The sequence below is a fragment of the Agarilytica rhodophyticola genome (assembly GCF_002157225.2).
Lineage (GTDB): Bacteria > Pseudomonadota > Gammaproteobacteria > Pseudomonadales > Cellvibrionaceae > Agarilytica > Agarilytica rhodophyticola.
The window spans coordinates 6,346,425-6,370,237 of the sequence record NZ_CP020038.1 but is presented as its reverse complement, the minus strand read 5'-3'; the positions used below and the strand labels follow the sequence as shown (position 1 = coordinate 6,370,237).

The 23,813-nt window shown below is 43.2% G+C and carries 21 protein-coding genes; 19 read left to right on the top strand and 2 right to left on the bottom strand.

Features of this window, described 5'->3' with window-relative positions; translation table 11 throughout:
* Positions 1-301: 301 nt before the first annotated feature.
* Positions 302-751: a flagellar basal body-associated FliL family protein gene (locus tag BVC89_RS26325; RefSeq protein ID WP_086934069.1), complete on the top strand. Its 450-nt coding sequence runs from the start codon at positions 302-304 to the stop codon at positions 749-751.
* A gap of 17 nt (positions 752-768) precedes the next feature.
* Here BVC89_RS26325 and gshA read toward each other — a convergent pair whose 3' ends face one another.
* Both gshA and BVC89_RS26315 read right to left on the bottom strand, forming a co-directional pair.
* Entirely contained in the window at positions 769-2,361 is a 1,593-nt protein-coding gene (gene gshA / locus BVC89_RS26320) for a glutamate--cysteine ligase (RefSeq protein WP_086934068.1), read from the bottom strand.
* Entirely contained in the window at positions 2,361-3,236 is an 876-nt protein-coding gene (locus BVC89_RS26315; RefSeq protein WP_086934067.1) for a hypothetical protein, read from the bottom strand. The genes gshA and BVC89_RS26315 overlap by 1 nt, the downstream gene beginning before the upstream one ends.
* Positions 3,237-3,703: 467 nt before the next feature.
* Between BVC89_RS26315 and gspC the strand changes: the two genes are divergently transcribed.
* The 18 genes from gspC to BVC89_RS26225 all read left to right on the top strand — a co-directional run bounded on the left by gspC (position 3,704) and on the right by BVC89_RS26225 (position 23,799).
* Positions 3,704-4,675, top strand: a complete 972-nt coding sequence (gene gspC / locus BVC89_RS26310) for a type II secretion system protein GspC (protein ID WP_086934066.1) — start codon at positions 3,704-3,706, stop codon at positions 4,673-4,675.
* Between the two features lie 4 nt (positions 4,676-4,679).
* Complete coding sequence (gene gspD, locus BVC89_RS26305) at positions 4,680-6,728, top strand: type II secretion system secretin GspD (RefSeq protein ID WP_245929242.1); 2,049 nt, start codon at positions 4,680-4,682, stop codon at positions 6,726-6,728.
* A 41-nt stretch (positions 6,729-6,769) separates the two neighbouring features.
* Positions 6,770-8,263 (top strand): type II secretion system ATPase GspE, encoded by a 1,494-nt coding sequence (gene gspE / locus BVC89_RS26300; protein WP_281261005.1) that lies wholly within the window; start codon positions 6,770-6,772, stop codon positions 8,261-8,263.
* Positions 8,264-8,267: 4 nt separating this feature from the next.
* The gene (gspF, locus tag BVC89_RS26295) at positions 8,268-9,503 is read left to right on the top strand and encodes a type II secretion system inner membrane protein GspF (RefSeq protein ID WP_086934064.1); all 1,236 of its coding nucleotides are present in this window, start codon (positions 8,268-8,270) and stop codon (positions 9,501-9,503) included.
* Positions 9,504-9,648: 145 nt separating this feature from the next.
* Positions 9,649-10,086: a type II secretion system major pseudopilin GspG gene (gspG, locus tag BVC89_RS26290; protein WP_086934063.1), complete on the top strand. Its 438-nt coding sequence runs from the start codon at positions 9,649-9,651 to the stop codon at positions 10,084-10,086.
* Positions 10,087-10,185: 99 nt separating this feature from the next.
* Entirely contained in the window at positions 10,186-10,764 is a 579-nt protein-coding gene (gene gspH, locus BVC89_RS26285) for a type II secretion system minor pseudopilin GspH (protein WP_086934062.1), read from the top strand.
* Between the two features lie 113 nt (positions 10,765-10,877).
* Positions 10,878-11,246: a type II secretion system minor pseudopilin GspI gene (gene gspI, locus BVC89_RS26280; RefSeq protein ID WP_086934061.1), complete on the top strand. Its 369-nt coding sequence runs from the start codon at positions 10,878-10,880 to the stop codon at positions 11,244-11,246.
* Positions 11,239-11,901, top strand: coding sequence for a type II secretion system minor pseudopilin GspJ (gene gspJ / locus BVC89_RS26275; protein ID WP_158658142.1), 663 nt, complete (start codon positions 11,239-11,241; stop codon positions 11,899-11,901). Before gspI ends, gspJ begins: the two co-directional genes overlap by 8 nt.
* Positions 11,902-11,903: 2 nt before the next feature.
* Positions 11,904-13,124, top strand: a complete 1,221-nt coding sequence (gene gspK, locus BVC89_RS26270) for a type II secretion system minor pseudopilin GspK (protein ID WP_086934059.1) — start codon at positions 11,904-11,906, stop codon at positions 13,122-13,124.
* A 28-nt stretch (positions 13,125-13,152) separates the two neighbouring features.
* Entirely contained in the window at positions 13,153-14,385 is a 1,233-nt protein-coding gene (gene gspL, locus BVC89_RS26265; RefSeq protein ID WP_086934058.1) for a type II secretion system protein GspL, read from the top strand.
* Positions 14,385-14,864: a type II secretion system protein GspM gene (gspM, locus tag BVC89_RS26260; protein WP_086934057.1), complete on the top strand. Its 480-nt coding sequence runs from the start codon at positions 14,385-14,387 to the stop codon at positions 14,862-14,864. Before gspL ends, gspM begins: the two co-directional genes overlap by 1 nt.
* Positions 14,865-14,946: 82 nt before the next feature.
* A complete protein-coding gene (locus tag BVC89_RS26255) occupies positions 14,947-15,780 on the top strand; it encodes a type II secretion system protein N (RefSeq protein ID WP_086934056.1) in 834 nt (277 codons plus the stop codon).
* Between the two features lie 24 nt (positions 15,781-15,804).
* Entirely contained in the window at positions 15,805-16,791 is a 987-nt protein-coding gene (locus BVC89_RS26250; RefSeq protein ID WP_245929442.1) for an FAD:protein FMN transferase, read from the top strand.
* A gap of 515 nt (positions 16,792-17,306) precedes the next feature.
* A complete protein-coding gene (locus BVC89_RS30820) occupies positions 17,307-17,801 on the top strand; it encodes an AraC family transcriptional regulator (RefSeq protein WP_086934762.1) in 495 nt (164 codons plus the stop codon).
* A complete protein-coding gene (locus BVC89_RS26240) occupies positions 17,798-19,984 on the top strand; it encodes a tetratricopeptide repeat protein (RefSeq protein WP_158658141.1) in 2,187 nt (728 codons plus the stop codon). The genes BVC89_RS30820 and BVC89_RS26240 overlap by 4 nt, the downstream gene beginning before the upstream one ends.
* Entirely contained in the window at positions 19,984-22,872 is a 2,889-nt protein-coding gene (locus BVC89_RS26235) for a tetratricopeptide repeat protein (protein WP_245929238.1), read from the top strand. The genes BVC89_RS26240 and BVC89_RS26235 overlap by 1 nt, the downstream gene beginning before the upstream one ends.
* On the top strand, positions 22,859-23,512 hold the full coding sequence (locus BVC89_RS26230; RefSeq protein WP_158658140.1) for a tetratricopeptide repeat protein: 654 nt from the start codon (positions 22,859-22,861) through the stop codon (positions 23,510-23,512). The genes BVC89_RS26235 and BVC89_RS26230 overlap by 14 nt, the downstream gene beginning before the upstream one ends.
* Positions 23,509-23,799 (top strand): hypothetical protein, encoded by a 291-nt coding sequence (locus BVC89_RS26225; protein WP_086934051.1) that lies wholly within the window; start codon positions 23,509-23,511, stop codon positions 23,797-23,799. Before BVC89_RS26230 ends, BVC89_RS26225 begins: the two co-directional genes overlap by 4 nt.
* Positions 23,800-23,813: the final 14 nt, after the last annotated feature.

Genomic DNA, 23,813 nt, shown 5'->3' with positions numbered 1-23,813 from the left:
CATGCCGCCTCTTATTTACGTTAACAAAAACAATTACGCCTGAAGAAAAGGCGCAATATAATGCTTTTTCGTGCCAACTTGCCGGCATGATACTGATTTATCTGCGAGGTGTTTGAAGCTTTGGTGGTAAGCTTTAACCGTGAACTTTTACTCTTGATGTGCTCGGTATTAAGTGAGACATAGGCATAAGACGAGCTTATAGGTATTAAGAAATAATCTAAAATATCTCACTCCCTACTTGGTAGCGACTATACTCAATACATATCGATTTGCCACTTACCTGAGAGGTATATGAAAGATAATGCTTAAATCTATTTTGTGGCCTCTTTGGTGTCGCTTATGTATCGCTTTATTTCTATGTTTTCAATCTGTTTATCTCTACGCTGAAGAGGAAGCGGCAGAAGGCGAAGAAAACGCACCTCCCCCTGCAATTTATTTACCTCTGAAACCTCCTTTTGTGGTGAATTATGGCGGTGCAGGTCGTTTGCGTTATATCAAAACAGAAGTATCTGTGAGAGTTGCTAATATCGACACTGGCAATGCAGTGAGATTCCATATGCCCTTTATACGCAATAATATGGTGATGTTATTTTCTTCCCAAACCAGCGAAACTGTCAGCTCTCAAGAGGGGCGAGAGAAAATAAGAATGGATGCATTGGAGCAGATTCGAGATGTTTTAGAAGCTGAAAATAAAACACCTCGAGAAGATGTGATCGAGGTGTTTTTTAATTCATTTATTGTGCAAAAATAGCCTGGGCCTATTAGGCCTTAACTACCCGAGCAAAGGCTGTATTGCTTATAATAGTCCGCTAGGAACTGATCAAAGTCCTGCTTGCTAGTATCATCAACACTTTTTTGCTCATTCGTGGATTCTTCGGCCATGTGGTGCATTCGCTTAGTGATCGATTCCGGTAGGCCGTGAGTGCTTAAAAATTGATTGTAGTGACTAGATAAGTCCAATGCATATTTAGCGAAACTCAAATTATTTTCACTTAGCTTGTTAATAATCTTAGCTGATGGGGTTTTAGAGCTATCGACAAGCTTACTTTTTTGCATTTCAAGGGAGGCCTGATGGCCTTCAGTATGATTGCTAGCATCAAGCAGCTCAGCTACGGGTCTCATAGCTTCTATGAGTTCAATACCCCAAACAGATAAATCTGTTTCACCATGAATATTATGTTCCAGCTTTAAATTGGGCTGGCGGCCAAAATTCACAACGCGTTTTTGGTTGCGAAGAATTTTAGCCGCTTCATCTTTGTCTGTAGGAGGGCTTTGTTGTAACGCGCAATACACCAAAAACGTATCGAGGAAATATATCTGCTCTCTCGTAATCCCCAAAGGACTGTAGGGGTTAACGTCCAAACAGCGTACCTCAATATACTCTACGCCTCTATTTTGCAAGGCCGACAGTGCTGTTTCACCTGATCTAGCAGTGCGCTTTGGGCGAATGGAACTGTAGAACTCATTTTCTATCTGCAATATGTTGTTGTTGAGTTGCTTGTATTTGCCGCTGTCATCTTTTGTGCCGATAGCTTCATAAGTTGGATGCGGCTGAGTGATAGCGCAGCACAGGGTTTTGATGTAACTGAGCATATCGTTGTAGCAAACATAAAGAGATTCTTGAACCGTACTTTGGTAGCCAAGGTCTCCCATACGCAATGATGTGGCATAGGGCAGATGCAATGTATGACCATCATCAAGCATTTGGAGATGATGGTCTTTGCCCGCAACAAAACTTTTACAAATAGCAGGTGAGGAGCCGAAAAGGTAAATTAACAACCAGTAGTGACGACGAAAGTTACGAATAAGATTGAAGTAACCTTTGTCTTTAAAATCTTGTAACTCATCTAAACTATTTTGCTCTTGATGCAAAAAGGCCCAGAAAGCATTAGGTAATGAAAAATTGTAATGTATTCCGGCTACGGTCTGCATTGAGCGCCCATAGCGATGTCCTAATCCGATACGATAAATAGTTTTCATCAAACCATTATTCGAAGAGCCATATTGGGCAACGGGAATTTCACTGTCTTTGCCTAAAGAGCAGGGCATACTGGTCGCCCATAAAATTTCGTCTTCCAGTTGTGATACAACGAACTTTTGAATAGCTTCCAAGTTGTATAACAAATCATCCACTTGGTGTGTGGGCGGGGTAATAAATTCTAGCAAGGACTCGCTGAAGTCTGTCGTTATTTGAGGATGCATCAGCGCTGAACCCAATCCTTTAGGATGTGGCTTGAGAGATAGCTGTCCGTCTAGATTCGTACGTAATGCTTCTCTCTCTACACCTCTCAATATGCCGGATAATAGGGGGGTGTTTTTTTTATCAAAAAGACCTTTGGGCAATGATTCGATTTCAAACATTAAGGTATTGCCTGTTCAAGAGGAGAGTTATCATCTGAAGCATCCTTTTCAAATAAGCTTTCACTGTTTAACCCAGATTCACTATTATCAGATGCGCTAATGGTCGTCTTGCTGGAGTTTTCTACGAGGGTATCGTCTTTTAACATTGTATCGCCAGGCAATTGTGGAATGATATCCCCTTCTGGAGCGATAGAATCAAGATTAGTTCCCTTTTGCTCTGTCAAAATTAACCCTTGTTCTGCCTCTGCCTCATGGTTAACAGGGATGTCTGCTATGATTTCTGTTTTCTCAGTTGCGTTATCGAGACATGTTGCGTTATCAACTGCAGTTTGCTCCTCACTAGTTTCTACCTCTTGCTCGTTTTCGCTTACATCCAGAGTGTCAGAGTTATCTCGAATATCGGCTTCAAGGCTGTCTATAACATTAGCTCCAAGGCTGTCTCCAATATCGCTAGGCATGCCCTGTGCTGAATTTTCATGTTCGTAGTTTGTATTGCCGAAAAGATCCAACTCAGCGGTTTGAAGATCGGTATCTTCACCTAGGCTGATGTTGACATGAGTGTCATTGTTACTTTCACCATCACACTCTTCATCATTGACAGCAAGTTCGACATTAGTGTTTTCACTTATCTCTGCGAGTATGTTTGCTTGCTGTTCATGTTCCGCTAGGATAACTCTGCCTTTTTCGTCAATTTCTGCTTCGGTAATAGTGATCCTAAGCTCAAAATTTTTGACGCTGAACTCGGCTTTTTGATTGAGGGCTTCATCCTTATACACGGAACGAAAGAGGGATTTTTGATTATCTCCCACAACCCATTCGCCAGATTTGTCCAGATACTCATTGTGTTGGTTTTTTAGAAGGTAAACTGTGTTCATTAACCGCTGCTTTTCCTCAGAGAATGACAAGGGGGTGTAGAATACATACCCTAAACTATCACCACAAGCTAAGGCTATTAACTCGCGGCTATAATTAGTCTTACCAGAAAATGCTTTGCTACCTTTTCAGGTATTACTATTAAGATGCCTAGTACAAAAGTGTGATTTTGCGGGCATTTTGATCTTTATATTGATCTTTTAGTGGTTTTTGTGTGCTTTCATTAAATTGTAGAGCAAACATAGATTTTTGATATTTTTTTGCTCTATTTTTGAGCGCTAATTCATCATAACGCTATAAAAATTAGCTTAAAAAAGATAAAAGCGAGCAAAAATGTGAAACAACTATGGAGTCGCAAATGAGGCCATATCAATCCTTAGGTAGTCTGTATACACTAGCCGTCCTTGTAAAAGTGCTTGTAGTCGCGGTGAAAACAACAGATTACGTAACAGTTTAATGGAGAGTCGGTTTGTCGCAGCAGTTATCACAAAATGCCATGTTGGCCTCAATGGGAGAGAAGTCCCAATCGCTGGTGGAATACGCCCGTCGATTGCCTCTGTCTTTTTGGCGGACGCTTGTGCTGGTGATTGCAATTATTTGGCTGGTACGAAGTAGTGCAACGTTATTTTGGTTGGTTTTTCCAACTCCCCAAGCGCCTCTCCCAACGAAATTAGCAGCACCCATCGAAAGCGCTCAGCAAGCGCCTAAACAGACTGTTAAATATTCAGCTGTTGCCCCCCTAAAAGATGTCTTTGGTAGTTCAGTAGCGGTTGTGGCTGTGGAGCCAGAAGCTCCAGTAGAACAAGAAATAGATACTCAAAAGACCACCAAGTTACGCTTGAAGCTGCATGGTGTTTTTGCCAGCAATAGTAATGAAAAGGGCAGTGCAATTATCGCCGATGGCAATAAACAGCGGCTCTATGCTATAGGCGATGAGATTGAGGCAAATCGAGGTGTAAAGCTTGCCAGAGTATTGGAGAAACGAGTTATCCTCGATAATAAAGGAAGCCTTGAGTCTCTCTGGTTATTTTCTGAAGAAGATTTTAAATCACAAGTGTCCGCTAGTCGCAGGCCCCAGAGACGAACGCCAACGAGAAGAGCCGTTAGCCAGCAACCACAAAAACTAGACGCTATTCGCACGTCTGCTCGGCCAGACCAAATACCCAAAAATATCGGCGATGTGGTGCGCTTTAGCGTGCATCGAGAGGGCGGTAAGATGGTGGGCTATCGCATTCGTCCCGGTCGCGACCGAGCTTTATTTAATCAAGTCGGCCTCAAGGCCAACGATATCGTAACTTCAGTCAATGGTATTGAAGTGAACGACCCGCAGCAAATTCGCAGTGTTTATAAATCAATGAAAACAGCGACGGAAGCGCAACTTACCGTTTTACGTGATGGTAATACACAATCAATAACGATCAGCTTGGATTCAGGTGCATAACAACGTGTTAAAGAAAATAGTAGCCATGTCTTTGATGACGGGATTAATCATTTCTGGACCGGTGACATGGGCTCAGGATGAACAAGTAGATTCTGAACCGACGTATACGGTTCAGTTCAATGACTCGGATATCCTTGAGGTAATTAAATTCGTTGCCGAAGTGACCGGCAAAACCATGGTGATTGACCCCAGGGTTAAAGGCCGCATTCGCATAATGTCTAATGATGCACTAACACAAGAAGAGCTCTATGCACTATTTCGCTCGGTATTGGAGATTAGTGATTTTACCGTTGTGGAAGTGGGAGACATTGTCCGTATCGTACCGATTAAAGATGCTAGGACATCGCCGACTTCTGTAAATAAAGCCGATCGTGGTGATGATAGTGAATTCGTTACTCAGGTCATTCAACTGAAGAATATCGCCGCCGCTAAGGTTATTCCTGTACTGCGTCCATTGGTGCCTCAAAATTCTCATTTGGCAGCTTATGATCCCAGTAATGCTATTGTGATTACCGATACTACTGCCAATATCTCACGTATGCGCGAAGTGATTGAAAAAATCGATCGCGCAGCACTGCCCACAACAGAGGTGGTAAAGCTTAAATATGCTGACTCTGAAGCCTTAGTGACAATGCTGGGTAAAATACAGGGCCAAGAGCAGAAACAAGGACCAACTTCTAACCGCCTAACCATGGTGGCCGATACCCGTAACAACGCTATTTTGCTTACCGGCGAAGATGTGAAACGGGCGAAAATAAAGCGCCTTATTCGGCAATTAGATCAGCCACAAAAACAATCTGGTAATGTTCGCGTAGTTTATCTTGAATATGCCGACGCGAAAGAAGTGGCAGAAGTACTTACTAAAGTTGTACAAAATGTTTCTAAAGTTTCCTCCAGCGGTAAGAGCGGTGCCTCTGCTAATTCTTCCGCTGCTAAAGCCACAGTGGAAGCTGATGAAGCAACCAATGCGCTGCTAATAACTGCATCAAAGGATATCCTAGATTCTTTGTTGGCGGTTGTTGGACGGCTTGATATACGTCGTGCTCAAGTACTTATTGAAGCGATTATTGTTGATATTAATGTTAATGATAATGCTGAACTAGGCCTGGAGTGGTTGTTTGCCAATCAAGAAGACGGTGTCTTTGGCGGTTCATCGCAAGGCTCTGAAACCAGTTTAGGTATTGCTGCTGGCTTACTCAATGGCAATAACAACAACAATAACAATAACAATAATAACAACAACAATAACAACAATAATGTGTTGTCCAGTTTGGCAACAGGTATTGCCGGTCGCACAGGGCAAACTTTAGGGGTTGCCGGTGATGGTCGTGATGCTTTTGCTGCTATTCTTACTGCATTGCGTAGTAACAACAAAGCCAATATTTTATCGACACCATCAATACTGACGATGGATAATCAGGAAGCGACAATATCGGTCGGTCAGAATGTTCCATTCCGAACTGGCTCATTTACTTCCACTGGAGGTAACGCCTCTAACCCGACTAACCCATTTACCACTATTCAGCGTGAAAATGTGGGTATCTCTCTGACAGTGACCCCTCAAGTGAATGAGGGTAATAAGGTTTTGCTTGATATTACCCAAGAGGTTTCTAGTTTATCCGATGGCGTAGCTGGATCAGCAGACTTGATTACCAACCAGAGTGAAATTACAACTCAAGTACTCGCTTCTGATGGTCAGACAGTTATTCTCGGTGGCCTTATCCGTGAAGATATTCAAGATGGTGAAGCCCGTGTGCCTGTGTTAGGTCGTATCCCTATCCTTGGACATTTATTTAAAGTGCAGTCGACAACACACCGTAAAGCTAACCTTATGGTTTTCTTAAGAGCGAGAATTGTTCGTGATGATGAAACCCTGCACGGCGCCACCGCTGAAAAATATCGCCTAATTCAAGACTTGCAATCGGGTATGCGTGATGAAGGTCTGCACCTATTGAGAGACGATCGAATTCAAGTGATTCCAGACCTTGAAGAAATTCCCGTCGAAGATCTACCTGACAGCGCTTTTCAAGACGATAAAAAGAAGAAAAAGTGAGGTAATGCTTTGTGATTGAAGAAAGCGAAGTTGCAATGGATATGGACATGGAAATGGAAGCTGTTGATCATGACGAAGTCGAGGCCGTCAGCCATAGCCGTCTGCCCTTTGCCTTTGCTTCAAATTACTGTGTAATGATAGACAATGGTATGATTTTGCATACCGAAGAAGTGTCGGCGCAAACTCTGCTTGAAGTGCGCCGGCATATGGGTAAACCGCTGCAATTGCTTAAACTTGAAGATAAAGAATTTAAAGCTAAGTTGACGCAGGTATACCAGAGTAATGACGGCGAAGCCCAACAAGCGGTTGAAGAGATGGGGGCCGAATTTGACCTCACCCAGCTTGCTGATGATATCGATGATGGTGAACTGCTCGCAGGTGAGGACGATGCACCTGTTATTCGCTTGATTAACGCTATCATCTCCCAATCTATCCAAGAAAAAGCCTCTGATATTCACGTCGAACCATACGAAGATCGTGTTTCTATTCGTTTCCGCACAGATGGTATTTTAACTGAGGTGTTATCGCCAAAACCGGTGCTTGCCCCTGTTTTGGTTTCTCGGTTAAAGGTTATGGCTCGTATGGATATTGCTGAAAAACGTATCCCACAAGATGGCCGTATTTCGGTAAAGATTGCCGGGCATGCGGTAGATATTCGTGTATCTACCTTACCTTCCGCTCATGGTGAAAGGGTGGTATTGCGGATTTTGGATCAGGCCGCTGGTCAGTTAACGCTAGGTCAGTTAAACATGCCAAAGGCTGTGCAAGAGAATTTCGAATCAGGCTTGCACAAGCCGCACGGTATCATTTTGGTCACCGGGCCAACGGGTTCAGGTAAAACCACTAGCTTGTATTCTGGGTTGAGCTTCCTTAATACCCGCGCTCGTAACATTATGACGGTGGAAGACCCGATCGAATATCTGCTACCTGGTATTGGTCAAACTCAGGTAAATAGCAAAGTCGACATGACTTTTGCCCGTGGTTTGAGGGCAATTCTCCGGCAAGACCCTGATGTAGTTATGATCGGTGAGATCCGTGACCAGGAAACTGCAAGTATTGCGGTTCAGGCAAGTTTGACAGGTCACTTGGTGCTTTCAACTCTGCATACCAATACCGCTATTGGTGCGGTGACACGTTTGCACGATATGGGTATTGAGCCTTTCCTATTGTCTTCCAGTTTGGAAGCCCTGATGGCTCAGCGTCTTGTTCGAGTTCTGTGTAAGTCGTGTAAGAAGTCTGCGCCAGCGACAGCTTCGGAAGCTTCTCGTTTAAAAATCCCAGAAGGAGTGGAGGTATTTGCTCCTGTTGGTTGTGAAAAATGTAATAACACTGGCTACCGTGGACGAACAGGGATTTATGAGTTAATCCCCGTCGACGATGAATTGAGGTTGCTTATTCATGAAGGGGCTGGCGAGCAGAAGATGATTGAGCATGCTCGCAAGGTGAGCAAATCTATTGACCAAGACGGTCGTGAAAAGGTGTTACAAGGGATAACCAGTGTGGAGGAGGTGTTGCGGGTAACTGCAACAACTTAAGACGATGGGTGCGTATACATATCTGGCGCTTGATGCTAAAGGAAAAAAAGTCAAAGGCATTCTTGAAGGGGATTCTGAGAGACATATTCGCAGCCAATTGCGTGGGCGTCAGCTTAAGCCTTTAGAAGTTAAATCTTCCCGTAAAAATCAGAAAGAAAAGTCGGGTGACTCGAAGGGCTTCAGCTTTTCTTTCGGTGGCCCAACCATGGGCTATCGCGATGTTTCATTGGTAACGCGACAGTTGGCTTCTCTGGTTCAATCAGGTCTTCCTCTAGATGAAGTGTTACAAGCAGCGGCAAAGCAAAGCCGCAAGCCTGCGATAAAAACCATCGTTTTACAGATACGTTCGCGAGTTTTGGAAGGGCTCAGCTTAACTCAAGCTCTCGCTGAATTACCCCGAGTGTTTGATAACCTTTACCGAGCAATGGTGAAAGCAGGGGAGTCATCTGGTTTTCTTGGCCCAGTATTAGAAAGACTCGCCGACTACACCGAACGCAGTCAAGAAATAAAGCAAAAACTTAAGTCCGCCATGATCTACCCGGTGGTGATGTTATTTGTTTGTATCACTGTGGTCACGATAATGATGGTGAAGGTTGTACCTAACCTCGTTACCATGTTTGAACGTAATGATATGGAATTGCCCATATTGACCAAGGTATTGATCGCCTCGAGTAATTTTCTAGTTAATTACGGCGTATTTCTGCTGCTCTTCATTGTCGCTCTATTTGTCTTATTTAAATGGCTCGTTAACCATCCCAAACGCGGCCGTCATTGGGATAAAATAAAACTTCGTATGCCTCTGGTCGGTGGTGTTATCTTGCAATCTGAAGCCTCGCGTTATGCCAGTACATTAGGCTTGTTGGCTAACAGTGGCGTGCCTTTATTAGAAGCTTTAAAAATTGGCTCACAGGTATTGAGCAATTCTGAATTGCGCAGTGCATCGGCAGAAGTTGCTATCTCTGTACAGGAAGGCACAAGTTTTCACCGTGCCCTTGACCAGGTAGATGTATTTCCTCCATTGCTGGTGCAGATGGTGGCATCAGGTGAGGCCAATGGTAAGTTGGCCGAGCAGTTACTGCATGCCGCTCGCAACCAAGAGCGAGAGTTAGAATTCACATTAAATACAGTTATGGGGCTCCTTGAACCTGCCATGGTGCTGTTTATGGGGGGCACAGTCACGACCATCGTAATGGCTATTTTGTTACCAATTTTCAACATGAATCAGCTTGTAGGTGGCTAATGCCCAGTGGGTACTTTGGCGATATTGAAAACACGAAATTTGCCATAAGTTTCCATAGTTTGATCAAATTTCTGTGTGAGGATTTGTTCATTAAAGGGATCTATAGATCTCAAGCTATTAATTAAAATTATTGAGAGAGTGAGTTATGACGTTAAGAAATCAACAGGGTATGACCTTAATCGAGATCATGGTGGTGGTGGTCATCATTGGTCTACTTGCTGCTGCCATCGGCCCCCAGGTGATTGGGGCATTAGGACAGGCGCAAACAACTACTGCAAAGTCTGATTTTAATGCCATTGAGACGGCATTAAAAATGTACAAGCTCGATAACTTTGTTTACCCAACATCTGAACAAGGCTTAGAAGCATTGGTATCTCCTCCTGAAACAGATCCAGTCCCTAAAAACTGGCGCAAAGATGGTTACCTCTCTAAGTTGCCTACTGATCCATGGGGTAATGAATATCTATATTTGAGTCCTGCTGAAGGTAAGCCTTATGACATCTATACACTTGGCGCTGATGGTGTTCGCGGTGGTGTCGATGAATATGCAGATCTTAGTGTGTGGGATAAAGCAGAAAAGTAAGTAAATTAATTTAGAAGCCAATGTGTGTAAGACGCATAGGTTTTGAGTTAGAGGTGTTTAAGGTACAGGTTTTAAGGTAAAAGTTTTGAGGCAAATAGTGTGAGTGCGCCAATAAATAATGTGAGGCAGCAAAAAGGCTTTACATTAATTGAAATTCTGACCGTGGTCTTTCTTGTTACGGTAGTACTTGGCGGTGTCACAGTATTTTTTACTCAAGATAGCCCAGAAACCAAAATGACAAAAGCAGTAGAACGTTTTGTTGTTATCAGTGATCACGTTTCTGAACTAGCTATTTTAGGTGGTGAGCCTGTTGGTTTGATGTTAGAACCTCCCGCATGGCGAGAAAACCCTCTTGATCAAGGGTGGCGTTATCACTGGCAAAAAATGACGGCTCAAGGATGGGCGGAAATGGAAGGCATTCCGCCTGTAGATTTTGACAATAATATAGAGTTGTCAGTCTTTATCGATGAACAAGAGTGGGAATATGAGAATGCACCAGAAGAGCGTGTGCCTCTGGTAGCCTTTTATCCCAGCGGTGAAGTCACTCCGTTCGAGATTGAATTTACCCACGAGCAGCTTCCTGGCGAGATTGAAACAGTTCATGTCAACGTTTGGGGAAGTGTTGTATGGAAAGAAAGAGAAGAAGAGTTAGAAGAGGAAGATCGCGATAAATTTTAGAGTTTGTTAATAGCTCGAATCAAAATAGTTCAGGGCGAACTCTTTGATTACTAGGTTATAAGTTATTTATAGGTTAATAGATCCGCCAGTAAATATGCAGGTTGTTATGTGGTATGAAGAAAAATAATGGATTCACTTTAATAGAGGTGTTAGTTGCGTTAGTGGTTGTTGGGCTTGCACTTCCCGCCATGCTATTACGTACTCAAGGAGTTATCGATCATACCGCCTATATTAATACCAAAACTTACGCTTACTGGTTTGCAGAAAATAAAATGCAGGAACTGACCATTACCCAAAAATTACAGGGTAATGTCATAAAAACGAGAAAGAACCAGGACCGGGAGGAATTTGCCGGTCAAGAGTGGTTTTGGAAAGTAGAAATAGAACAGACAGCAGTACCTGAAATGTATCGTATGGAAGTGTCTGTGGGCTTAGATGAAGATGAACCCCTTGCTAATTTATCGGGTTTCTTACGTGAATAGCCTTTCTGAAGCTAACAAAAGTCAGGGCTTAACATTAATAGAAGTTCTGATTGCAGTATTTATTTTATCGTTAGTAGCGGTTATTTCTTTCCAATCCCTTGATGCTTCTGTGCGTTCTAAAGAGGCGGTGGAAGATAACTTAGCAAAGCTTGCCCGAGTTGATCGTGTATGGTTATTGCTGGAAGCAGATTTAAAGAATGCGTTATCCCATACGCGACGCCAGACACTAGGTCCGGGAAGTGGCAGTGATATTCCTGCCATGGTGGTTGAGGATAATAGCGAGGACTATTGGTTGACGTTATTGCGCGGTGGGCATGCTAACCCATTGAACTTTGTGCGCACTGAAGTTATCCGCGTTGGCTATCGTGTGGAAGATGATGTTCTGTGGCGAGATGTTTGGTACAACTTGGCTTCGGTGGATTCGGAATTGGCTCAACAGCGAAAAGTGGTTGACGGTATTGAGAATATTCAGGTGCGTTTGTTGTCCCCTGATGCTTCGTCGTTTAGTGCAGGGCCATGGCTTGAGCGTTGGCCGCAGCAGCAAGCCAGTGAAGGTGAAGGAGCTGGTGGTTTGCCCCTCGCTATTGAAATAACCATGGAGATAGAGGGCTACAATGAAGTTAAACGCCTCTTCTCTTTAGTAAAAGGAGAATAAGAGTGCAGCAAAAGCAAGAGGGTATTGCTTTAGTGATGGCGATGATGATTGTTGCCCTGATTGCTGTTGTTGCCGTAGAAATCTCTTGGCGCTTCGAACTCAATATTTCTCGCAGTGGCAATCGTTGGCACGGTATGCAGGCAAAGGCATATTTAGAGGGTGCTGAGCAATTAGCTATGGTGGTCTTAAGCGAAGATGCTAAAGGGGAAGAAACTAGCGCTGTTGATCATTTAGGCGAAGCGTGGGCCCAAGAAGCGGAACCATTTCCTACCGATCATGGCTGGGTTAAAGGCACAATAGAAGATGCGCACGGGCGTTTGAATATCAATTCATTGTTGCCCAGAGAAGATAACAATTGCCCCGATGGCTCGCAACCTCCGGCAAGCGGTGTTTGTCCAGAGACAAATGAATGCTCCAAGTTCACCCCCGCACAGCAGTTATTTGTGCGTTTGTTACAGACATTTAATTTAGGTGAAGAAGAAGAGCCTGTTTTCTTAGAAAAAGAAACGGCGAGGTTAATTGCAGAAGCTTTAATTGATTGGCTGGATAGTGACTCAGAAATTACCGGCTTTGGTGGCGCAGAATCTGATTACTATGACCAGCTGGAACCGCCGGTATCCATTGCCAATGGGCCAATGATAAGTGTCAGTGAACTACAAGTGATTAAAGGTATGACGCCGGAGTTGTACCGTAAACTAATTCCTTATGTAGTGGCACTGCCGGCAACAGAGTCGAATAGATTGAATATCAACACGATTAGTATACCGATTATTCAAACTTTGACCGCAGCACAACCTAAAGAAAGTTGCGATTTATTTCCAATGTCTGCCGAGGTGGCAACGGAGATTGCACAAGTTATCAAGGCCGGAGAGTTCACCAGCCTGGATGAATTAAAAGATGATCCTGCTCTACCCTCAGTGTGGTTGAGTAGCGACCAAAATTTAAATTTTGATACCAGCCTAGTGGCGATGGCGCAGAGTACTTATTTCTTGTTCTTTGCTGAAGCTGCGGTAGGCGAAGAACATATTCGCAGAAGCCAAAGTCTCATTAAACGTGGCGGTGGTGGCAGCAGTGACGAGCGTAACGATCCGGCAGGTGATAATGGTAGCAGCAGTGGTAATCCTAGTGGTCAGCCAAACCAAACACAGGGCCAAAATAGGAACGGTGCTCAGGGTGATGCAATAGAAATTGAAGTGGTAAGGCGCACAGACGCCAATTTTTAAAAGCCAATTTTATTAAAAGAGAAGCATTGTGGCAGAACGAATATTTGTCCGACAATTAGAAGAAAATCTATGGCAATGGCGCGCCATGGTTGGTGATGGTGTGTGGGAAGAAAGTTATTATAGCGGCGACACAGACCAGCTAAAGGATGCGGTGCAAGAACAAAACGCACCGGTCTGCTTGCTTCTTCCTGGTGAACAAGCTGTTGTGCGCACTATGCCAGTGGAGAATGTTGATAAAAAGCATTTGGCTAAATTGCTACCCTATGAAATGGAAGATCAGCTAATCGACTCAGTTGATGATCTGCACTTCTCTTATGGGACGGTAGAAGGTGAGCATGTTAATTTAGTTTATCTCGACTCGGAAAGGTTGTCAGCCGCGCTTGAAGAACTGGTAAGTGGCAACTTCGATATACAACAGATATATCCCGATTATTTGCTATTGGCGCAACAAGAAAGCGCCGGCACTATACTTTTGGATGGCGAAAAAGTTATTGCTAAATTTGGAGCAGGTAAAGGTTTTGCCATTGAAGTTAACATTGCTTCTATGGTGCTCGAACGGCTCGAAGAAGAGCTAGCTTTTGAGGAAGTTAGTTTAAACTTAATAGCGGATAACGAAGAAAGCCTTAAAATTTTACACTCCTGTTTACCTGATGCTTGGATAGCTGATGAAAGCATTACAATCAACTTGCAGGAGGGTGGATATTGGGACATTGTAGATGCCGGTCTTTTCGGTTCCTCTATTAATATTCGAAGTGGAAATTTCGCACGACAACTGCCCTTTGGTAAATGGTGGCAGGCTTGGAAGACCTCGGCCTATGTTGCAGGTGCCGCTTTTGCTTTTGCCTTTGTGGTCTCTTTAGGTGATTATTTTGTCAAAAAGAGTGAAGGCAAAGAAATCAGATCCCAAATCCAACAAGTATATTTACAAGCTGTACCCAATGGACGCAAAGGCGATGAAGAGAATCGTCTGAAGTCATTGCTCAATGGTAAAGGTGCAAAAACTTCAGAGCCGACTAACTTGATGTTGTTGTTAGGTGGTTTGGCAAGCTCTATGGATCAGCAAAAAGATATTAAATTATCCAATTTTCGCTACAACGGCGATCAGCGTGAATTGCAAGTTAATATGGAAGTAAAAGGCTTAGGTGAGCTCGCTAAGTTTAGAGAGCTGTTAGCAAGCAATGGCCTTGAATCAGATTCGCCGCGAACTACTCGTCGAGGAGAGTTCTATCAGGCGAATATGAAAATCCTGGAGAAAAGATAATGGATAATTTAAAAGAATGGTGGGCTCAAGCACCTGCTAGAGACCAACTAGCACTGGTAATTTGTTCGGGCTTCTTGATCGTTTACTTTTTATTTATGGTGGTATTGAAACCTGTTAACGATCTCAGACAAAAGCAAATTGTCACTAACAATGCATTGCGTAATTCTTTAGAGAATGTTCGTGAGCTAGCATCACAAGTGGTCGCCAATAAGAGCAGTGGCCAAAGCAATCGAAGAGGTAACGCTCTTGAGAACATTGTTCAGCAAACGGTAAGCGCGAATAACTTGCAAGTTGCTTCTATGAATGCCAGTGGAAAAAATGGTGTGCGTTTGCGCTTTGAAGAAGCACGCTTTGAAAATGTACTCAAATGGATGTATGAAATGGAAGTATCGCAAAATGTTAAGATAAAAGACCTATCCGTATCTAATTCGTCAAACCCCGGGATGGTCACTGTTAATTTGCGGATGCACCAAGATTAGTTTTACACCTTTATGGGATAGGCTCCTGTCTATTGAGTGGACAGGTATTAACTATTTACTTAAGAATTAAACGAGATCAATTATGTCCGAGGTCGAAACAGCAGATTCGTCGGAAGCAATGCCAGATATGTTTCAATCGAGAGTGTTTAAACCGCTCTTTATTGTTTCATTAGTTATATATTTCTTTTATCTGGTAATTTCTAAGGCTCCGGCATCTATCGCTGCGTGGGCCATACATCAGGCGGCGCCTAATGTATGGCTAATGAGTACACAGGGTACTTTATGGCATGGCCGTGCAGGCAGTGCCCAAGTAGATTTAGGACATAAAACAATGCCCTTAGGCCAAGTTAATTGGTCTTTAAACCCGTTGAGTTTGCTGATTCTACGTCCTTGCCTCTCTTTTGAGACTCAGGTTCCCGGACAATTAATTTCCGGTAGTTTATGTCAAAGTCCTTTTGGTTCTATTAGTTTAAGTGACGTCAATTTAGATATGCCAGCCTCGACTATTAGCAACCTTTTGCCTGTAGAAAAAACTCTTGGCCAAATCTCCTTACAAATCATTGATGCCGATTTAAGTGGCGTCACTAAAGGTGTAGATCAGATGTCCATTAATCAACTAGATGCGCGCTTTAGCTGGCAGAACGCGGGTGTATTTGTTGAACAAAATTGGTTTACATTGGGTTCGTTCGGCGGACAGGTACAGGCCGACGGTGAAGGTGGTATAAACGCGAAGGTGACAGACATAGAAGGCCCTTATGGTGTTGACTTAAACGTTGGCTGGACGCCTGGTGCGCAAAATAGTCGAATAGACGGAAAGATTACGCCGCGTGAAGGAGCCTCTGGACAAGTAGTACAAGCGATTCAACTAATTGGCGAAGAAGTAGAAAAAGGTACCTATCAAGTAAGCTGGCAATAGATAAAATAAAAGGACTGCTTTGTGTTGAGATCTCTCACTCTTCTCTTGCTGATTGCATTATCATCTTTCTCCCATAGCGCTTGGTATTATGAAAAGCGATCGATTATGGGGACTCAAATTAGCCTGAGTTTCTGGCATGAAGACAAAGCTATTGCCGATCAAGCCATAGCCCAAGTTATGGCAGAAATGCACCGTATTGATTACGCCTTGTCTCCTTATAAAGAAGACAGTGAATTATCTTCTGTTAATCGTAACGCGGCTAAAGCACCTCAGAAAATCTCCCCTGAACTTAGCTTACTGATTGATAAATCCCTATTCTTTGGAGACCTAAGCAAAGGCGCTTTTGATATTACCTTTGCTTCTGTCGGTCGCTATTACGACTATCGTAATAGTAAACAACCGGATGTTAAGCAACGTGATCAACTACTTGAAGCTATCAACTATAAACATGTGCATTTAGATAAAAAGAAGAGCCTGTTATCGTACAGTCACCCCCATGTATATATTGATTTGGGAGGAGTTGCCAAAGGTTATGCGGTAGATCGTGCAGCTTATATCTTGCACAATTTGGGGGTGAAACATGCCACTATAAGCGCAGGTGGTGACAGCCGGGTAATAGGTGATAAGCGTGGCAAGCCATGGATGATCGGTATTAAAAATCCTCGTCAAAATCCTGGCGATTCAGAGACTCTTATCCGCATGCCGTTGCAAGATGTGGCAATATCGACATCGGGTGATTATGAAAGGTTTTTCATTGACGAAAGCACTGGCGAGAGGGTTCACCATATTTTAAACCCTAAGACTGGGACATCTGTAAAAGGTGTTGTCAGTGTCACCATTTTAGGCAATCACGGTGTGGATACTGACCCACTATCGACTACAGTATTTGTATTAGGTGTAGAAAAAGGTTTAGCCCTCGTTAATCGACTAGAAGAATTTGATTGTGTCATTATCGATAGTTCTGGTAAGGCACACTACAGCAACGGCCTTATTGACCCCACTGTGAAGTAAGTCTCAAAATGATAAAATTAATATCTTTTTTGGCATAATACATGATGGTTTAATAACTCGTGCGGTTTACGGCCTTTTTTTTCTATCCTTATCTTGAACGAAGTAGCGTAAGATGACGGCCCGAAAAATGCTGCAAACGTGATGAACGTATAAAATATTCGTGCGATTGCGCGCCCAATTAAAAAAAATCGAAAGCTTCTTTTGTTAGAATTCTATCAAAGGGTCTTTCGTGACTCATGATCAACGTGACGCCGAGTGCCAATATGTGCCAAATTTTGACAAGTAGACTGACAAAACATGTAAGTTTTTATGCTTTTGCAAGCCTTCTTTTTACACTGTCCCACACAGCTTTATCGCAAGAGGATGCAGTTGGGGTGGCAGATGAGCCTGTTATCAGGGCAGAGGGAGAGCCTAATCTTGAAAACGTATTAGAAGATGATGCTAAGGATCAGCAGCCTGCTGTTGATCGCAATGCTAATAAGCTTGAGAAAATTGATGAAGCAAGTGTTACTTATGTGGATGAAGGCAAAGATGAGCCTGAAGAAAAAAAGGCAGTCACAGCTACGCCTCTGAGTGAAGAGGTAGAAGATCTAAAAAAAGCAGCACTTGAACTTAACCGTGATCTACTAATTCTCGAAGAAGAATTGCTCTTCCCTGCAAATTCACAGATTGTTGTATTTTTATCCTTAGATGTTGGGCAATATTTCTCCTTGGACTCCGTAAAGGTATTGATAGACGATAAGCTAGTTGCGAGTCATCTTTACACCAAACGCCAAAACACAGCGCTTTCCTTAGGCGGTATCCAGCGTTTATATCTTGGTAACTTAAAATCCGGTGAACATGAAGTGACTGCATTCTTTGTGGGTGTTGGACCGGATAATCGCGAATACAAGCGCGGTGCAACAATTGTTATTGAAAAAGATAGCGATCCCAAACTGCTCGAATTAAAGGTGCGCGATTCTAGCGCAAATATGCAACCGGAATTTGAATTTGAAGAATGGCTGCTGTGACGCTCAGGATTTTTGCACTACTTCTCTTAGTTACTGTCTGCGCAACTGACGCAGTTGCTAAAAAGAAGAAAAAACTTACCGCTGTCGAAGACATGCGCTATGGCGTTGCTCTGTATCACTATTATCTTGGTGATTACATGCAAGCGCTAACCGAGCTACTGATTGCAAAAGAGCGCGGTGGTATAAAAGGCCATGGCGATAACCCCGAAATCATGGAGGGAGGTTTTTCTCTTGGTTTTGGGATGGAGCGGCATGCCAGTGATATCTTCGAGCGTCTGCTATCTCAGAACCGCTCTAGGAAGTCTCAAGATGCTGCGTGGTTTTTCCTTTCTAAATTGCGCTATTTACGTGGTGATTTTGAAGATGCCGAAGTAGCACTGTCTAAGGTCAGAAAAAAACCATCCATTGATATCCGCAGTGAGTTCTATGCTCATCGTATTAATTTGGCTATTCAGCAAAACGATCTAGATAAAGCCGAACGCTTATTGAAAAAACGTCCGCCGGACATCGACTGGCTTCCCTACCTGTACTTTAATATGGGGGCTGCCTACTCGCGTCAGCAAAATTTTAAAGGCGCTATCAAATATTTTGAAAAATTAGGGTTTGACGAATATCCAACCGATGAGCTTCGCGCCCTATACGACAAAGCCATGACTTCAGCCGGTTATGTTTACATGATGACCGAGGACTATGAAAAAGCCATCGGTAAATTTTCACAAGTACGTCTCACTAGCGCTCACTCTAACCGTGCTCTTTTAGGCTATGGTTGGGCGGCGGCAAGGCTCGAGCGCTTTAACGAAGCCCTCAAACCATGGCAATACTTAGCCAACAGCTCGCTGGTTGATGAAAACAGTCAAGAAGCTCTAATTGCCGTACCCTATGCCTATGAAAAATTAGGCTCAGAAGGCTTAGCTCTTGAGCATTTTCAGCTTGCAGAAAAAGTGTTCCTCGATGAGCGGGTACGCTTGAATAGTGTTATCGAGAGTATGAATGGCAATCAACTGCTAGACGCTTTGAGAATTGAGCGCAGCGATGGCCTCGACTGGTTAAAGCACGTGCGTGAAAATCAAGTAACACCGCAGCTCGGTTATCTTGCCGAATTATTCTCTCGTGAAGAATTCCAGGGAGTTGTTCACGAACTAAGAGACCTTGTAGGTATTAAAGAGGACTTGATTGCCTGGCAAGAGAAAATGGATTTCTATACCGATTTAATTGACGAGCGTGAAGTTGGCAGGGCCAAGCAATTAGAGAAACTAGCTGCCAAAGAGTTGGCAGAAAATATTCGTAAAATGAAAGCCAAGCGTCTAGAGCTTGCGCAAAAAATTGAATCTATCGCTGCTAATAAGAATGTGCTGGGTTTAGCCAATTCAGAAGAGAATGAATTGATATCCCGTATTGTGCGCGGACAGAGAAATATTGAATTATTGCGCGAAACCGATCCTTTCATCGACGAAAAAGAAGAATCTATAAGACGTTACGATGGCATCATGCTATGGGATCTAAGCGAGAAGTTTTCCGACCGGCTTTGGCGAGTCATAAAAACCCTTAACTTACTGGATAAAACACTTGCCACAGTAAAGTCTAACCACGAGAAGGTGGAATACTTGGTCAATAACTCAGAAGACCTTGAACCATTTAAAGTGCGTACCGCAGAAGCCAAAGACAATATTGAAATTATGCTGGCACAAGTGGATCTTGTTATCGATAAGACGCAAGATGATTTGCGTGCTCAAACAGCAGAAGTTCTCAGCAATCAACTTTTCAGGCTCAATCACTACATTGCACAAAGTCGTCTATCAATTGCACGACTTTACGACAAGGCTTTGCAGGCAACTTTACAGCCTGGTGCTGAAGAAGATGCAGAAGGCGAGGCTTCTAATAATGGTGAAGATGAAGGCTTTAATGACGCTGAAGGCTCTAATGAAAGCGCTGCTCCTAGTGAGGAAGAAGGTGAAGAGGAAAGTAGCGAAACGACTCCTGCAGCAGAACCTACTACTGAAAATACTGCACCAGATAATTTAGAAGCTGAAGACCCCGTTCAAGAGGCGGGTAGTGATGAGTCTAATGCTCCACAAGAAACTCAAAACAATGATCAGCAAGGTGTACCACAAGAAAATGGAGAAGACGAAACAGCGGAACAAGAAACCTCTGCTGATACGTCATCACAGGAGGTAAATCCATAATGCCTTACCGCCTGATTCAACTGTTAATTGCTAGTTTAATGCTTGCCAGTTGTTCTGTTTTTGTGCCCGAAGATAGTGGCCCAAATTATGGAAAAACTCTGGCTGATCTAGAAGAAGTCGAAATTCCAGAAGAACAGTTCCCTGTGCCTCTGGCTTCTATTGATACCATTGAGGATAGTTATCGTTCAGCGTTAAGTGTGGCCAGAGACCCTAGTGTTCGTCATCGTATTCTTACGCGCCTTGCTGATCTGCAAATGACACGAAGTGAGCAGCGGCAGTTGTCGGCCACGGAAGAACAAGATTACTTTGCCGATGCTATCGATATGTACCAAGAACTTTTGGTTCTGAATTCCGAACGACAAGGTGAAGAGGGTACTCCCACCAACGAGCGTTTGCTGTATCAATTATCTAAAGCTTACGCGCTTGATGGTCGAATACAGGAATCCGATGAAATTCTTGCATCACTCGTGACTGATTTTCCTGAATCAGCATTTGCTGCAGAAGCGGATTTCCGACGTGCGGAAAAAGCCTTTAGCGATGGCGATTATAAAACAGCAGAAGACCTTTACGCTAAAGTAATGGCTGCTGGAGACGATACACCTTTTTACCTCAATGCTGTCTATATGCATGGTTGGTCTTTGTTCAAGCGTAATCGCTATCGCGCATCTATTCGCTCATTTACCGAAGTACTTGATCGTAATTTGGCAAAAGATATTCGCTTTGAAGAGCTGAGTAATAGCCAGCGTAATGTATCCGTCGATACCATGCGTGTGTTGAGTATTGCTTTTTCATATTTAGATGGTGCGCAAACTATCACTGATGTGTATTCCAAACTTGGTCAGCGTCATTACCAGCACATGTTGTATATGGGCTTAGGTGATCTTTACCTTGAAAAAAGACGCTTTCGCGATAGTGCGGATACCTATCGCCACTACGTTCAAAACTTTCCCAATACTGACCCTGCACCATCATTTAGTATTAAAGCCATTGAAGTTTATGACTTGGGCGGTTTCCCTAGTTTGATTTTGCCTGCGAAGGAAGAGTACATCACCAATTATGGTATTTACAGCCAATACTGGAAGGACAGAGATGATGAAAAACGTGCAGATATTAAACCTAAACTTGCGGTGTATCTCGATGAATTGTCCAGTTATTACCATGCGCGTGCAATTGAGTTAGAGAAATTCAATAAAAAATATGAAGCAGATAAAGCAGCGGGCAGAAAAGTTAAAGAAAAACCTGAGCCTGCGAGAAAAGACTTCTTAAAAGCCGCAGCTCTTTACGAAGAGTTTGTTTTAACTTTCCCCAAAACCACTAAAACTCCCGAGATGGCCTACTTAATGGGGGAGGCGTTTTATTCAGCAGGTGAATTACCTCGCGCTATTACTGCCTATGAAACAGTTGCTTATAACTACTTAGATAAACAACGTGGGGCGGAAGCAGGTTACTCTGCTATTGTGGCCTTACAAGAAATGATCGATCGCACGGCTCAAGACCCAAATAAGGAAACAGAAAATCTAACTTGGCGAACTCATAAGATCGAGAGCTCTATTAGTTTTGCTGACTATTATCCCGGCGACTCTCGAGCAGCACCTGTACTAACAAAAGCTGCGCAAGAGATTTTTGAGAAAAACGAATATCAACGTGCGGCAGATTTAGCTGAACGTTTGACTAAGTGGCAGCCTCGCCAAGATGAAAAGCTAGTAAAAAGTGCTTGGCTAATATTGGCTCACAGCCGCTTTGACTTACAACAATATGCAGAAGCTGAATTTGCATACAAACAACTATTGAGCATAATGCCTGATAAAGATGAAGATCGCCCGCAAGTTGTTGAGCGTATCGCGGCCAGTATTTATCGTCAGGCCGAACTGCAAGTAAACACGGGTGAATTGGCTCCAGCCGTTGACCGCTTGCTAAGCTTGCACGATGTTGCACCGGGATCTGAAATTGCTATTAAAGGTCAGTACGATGCCGCCAATCATTTAATCGAATTAAAAGATTGGGCTAAAGCAGAGCAAGTATTACTGAGTTTTCAGTCTCGCTACCCCAAACATGAACTTATCTCAACACTACCTCCTAAATTTGCTTTGGTGTACCAAGAGTCGGAGCAATGGGATAAAGCAGCCCAAGCATTGGAGACAATGGCAACCACTGATAAAACAGGTGAAGGTCGCAGGCAAGCGCTTTATTTATCAGGCGAGCTTTATGAAAAGTCTGGAAGAATTCCCAAGGCTATAGAAAAATACAGCGAGTATGCTAATCGCTATCCACAACCTTTTGATATTGCCACAGAAGCTCGTTTTCATCTGGTTGAGCTATATGGCAAAACTAAAGATGAAGGTAAGCGCAATTTTTGGTTGAAAAAACTTATTGAAAGCGATGCCAAAGCGGGAGCTTCTCGCACGGATCGTTCTAAATACTTAGCTGCTTTTGCCACTAGCAAATTTGCTAACGATGAATACGCACGTTACGAGAAAATAAAATTAACCTTACCGTTAAAGAAAAGTTTGAAGAAAAAACGTGCTGCTCTCGATGTGACCTTGGCGGAGTACCGCAAAGTCTTACAATTTGGTGTAGCAGAATTTGCCACCGAAGCTAATCATCGAATTGGCAATATATATAGCCAGTTATCACGCGATCTTATGGATTCTCAACGTCCTGCGGGTATGGACGCTTTGGCTCTTGAGCAATACGAGATTCTATTAGAAGAGCAGGCTTTGCCGTTTGAGGAAAAAGCTATCGATATCTTAGCTTCCAATGCTGAGAGGGCATGGACTGGAATTTACGATGATTGGGTGAAAGAAAGTTTTAAATCTTTAGCGGAAATATTACCTGCTCGCTATGGCAAACAAGAACGTTCAGTGGAGTTCAGCGATGCAATATTTTAAGGGAATGCTCAAGAGTGGGATATTGCTGTGTTTATTAATACTAGCAGCCTGTTCTAGTGTTGATAAAAAAGATCCCGTTGAAGACACACCTGCTGAAGGTCAAGTGGAGGGAGCTGAGGCACCCTTTGTTTTAATTCCAAATCCTTATCAACCAGGCAGTGTGCCTGGGCCGGCTAAGCAAGAATATTCCAGAATTAAGCAGCTTATGCTGGCAAAAAAATGGCAGCAAGCTCAAGGAATGTTAGCGCTAATGGTGGAAACTTACCCAAAATTATCCGGCCCTTATATTAATTTAGGTATAACTCACCACATGTTAGGTGAGTTTGAAAAAGCGGAGCAAGCATTAACATTTGCTATAGAAACCAATCCCCAAAACCTCGACGCCTATACGCGTCTTGGATTACTCCTGCGCGAATTGGGACGCTTTGAAGAAGCGGAAGCTACTTATTTGAAAGCACTGAAAATATGGCCTCATCATTTGCCATCGACGACTAACCTGGGCATTTTGTATGATTTGTATATGGGTCGTTTTGATGATGCTCTAGTTTATTATGAATTAAGCCAACAAATTGCTGGCGGTGAAGATCGCCAATTAAAAGGCTGGATTATTGATCTCAAGCGACGTATAGGCTCACAATGAAAAAGATTCTGACAAGCTTAATATTTTGTTTTAGCATGTTACTGCTAAATGCTAATGTATGGTCGCAAGAGCCAAAAGAAAGCGAAGTTATTGATTTAAGCGCGACTATCGTTGGTAACCAAGAACAGCCTACCGTACTCTACATCGTTCCGTGGAAACCCGCAGACGACACCACTATATTGTATTTACCCTTAAGCTCTAAAGCGATGGAGCAGCTTTTTGGTCATGTTGAGCGTGTCGAACACCAGCGCCAAGTGCAATATATTGATGAGCTAGGTAGAAATTAAAGGTACTGAATTTT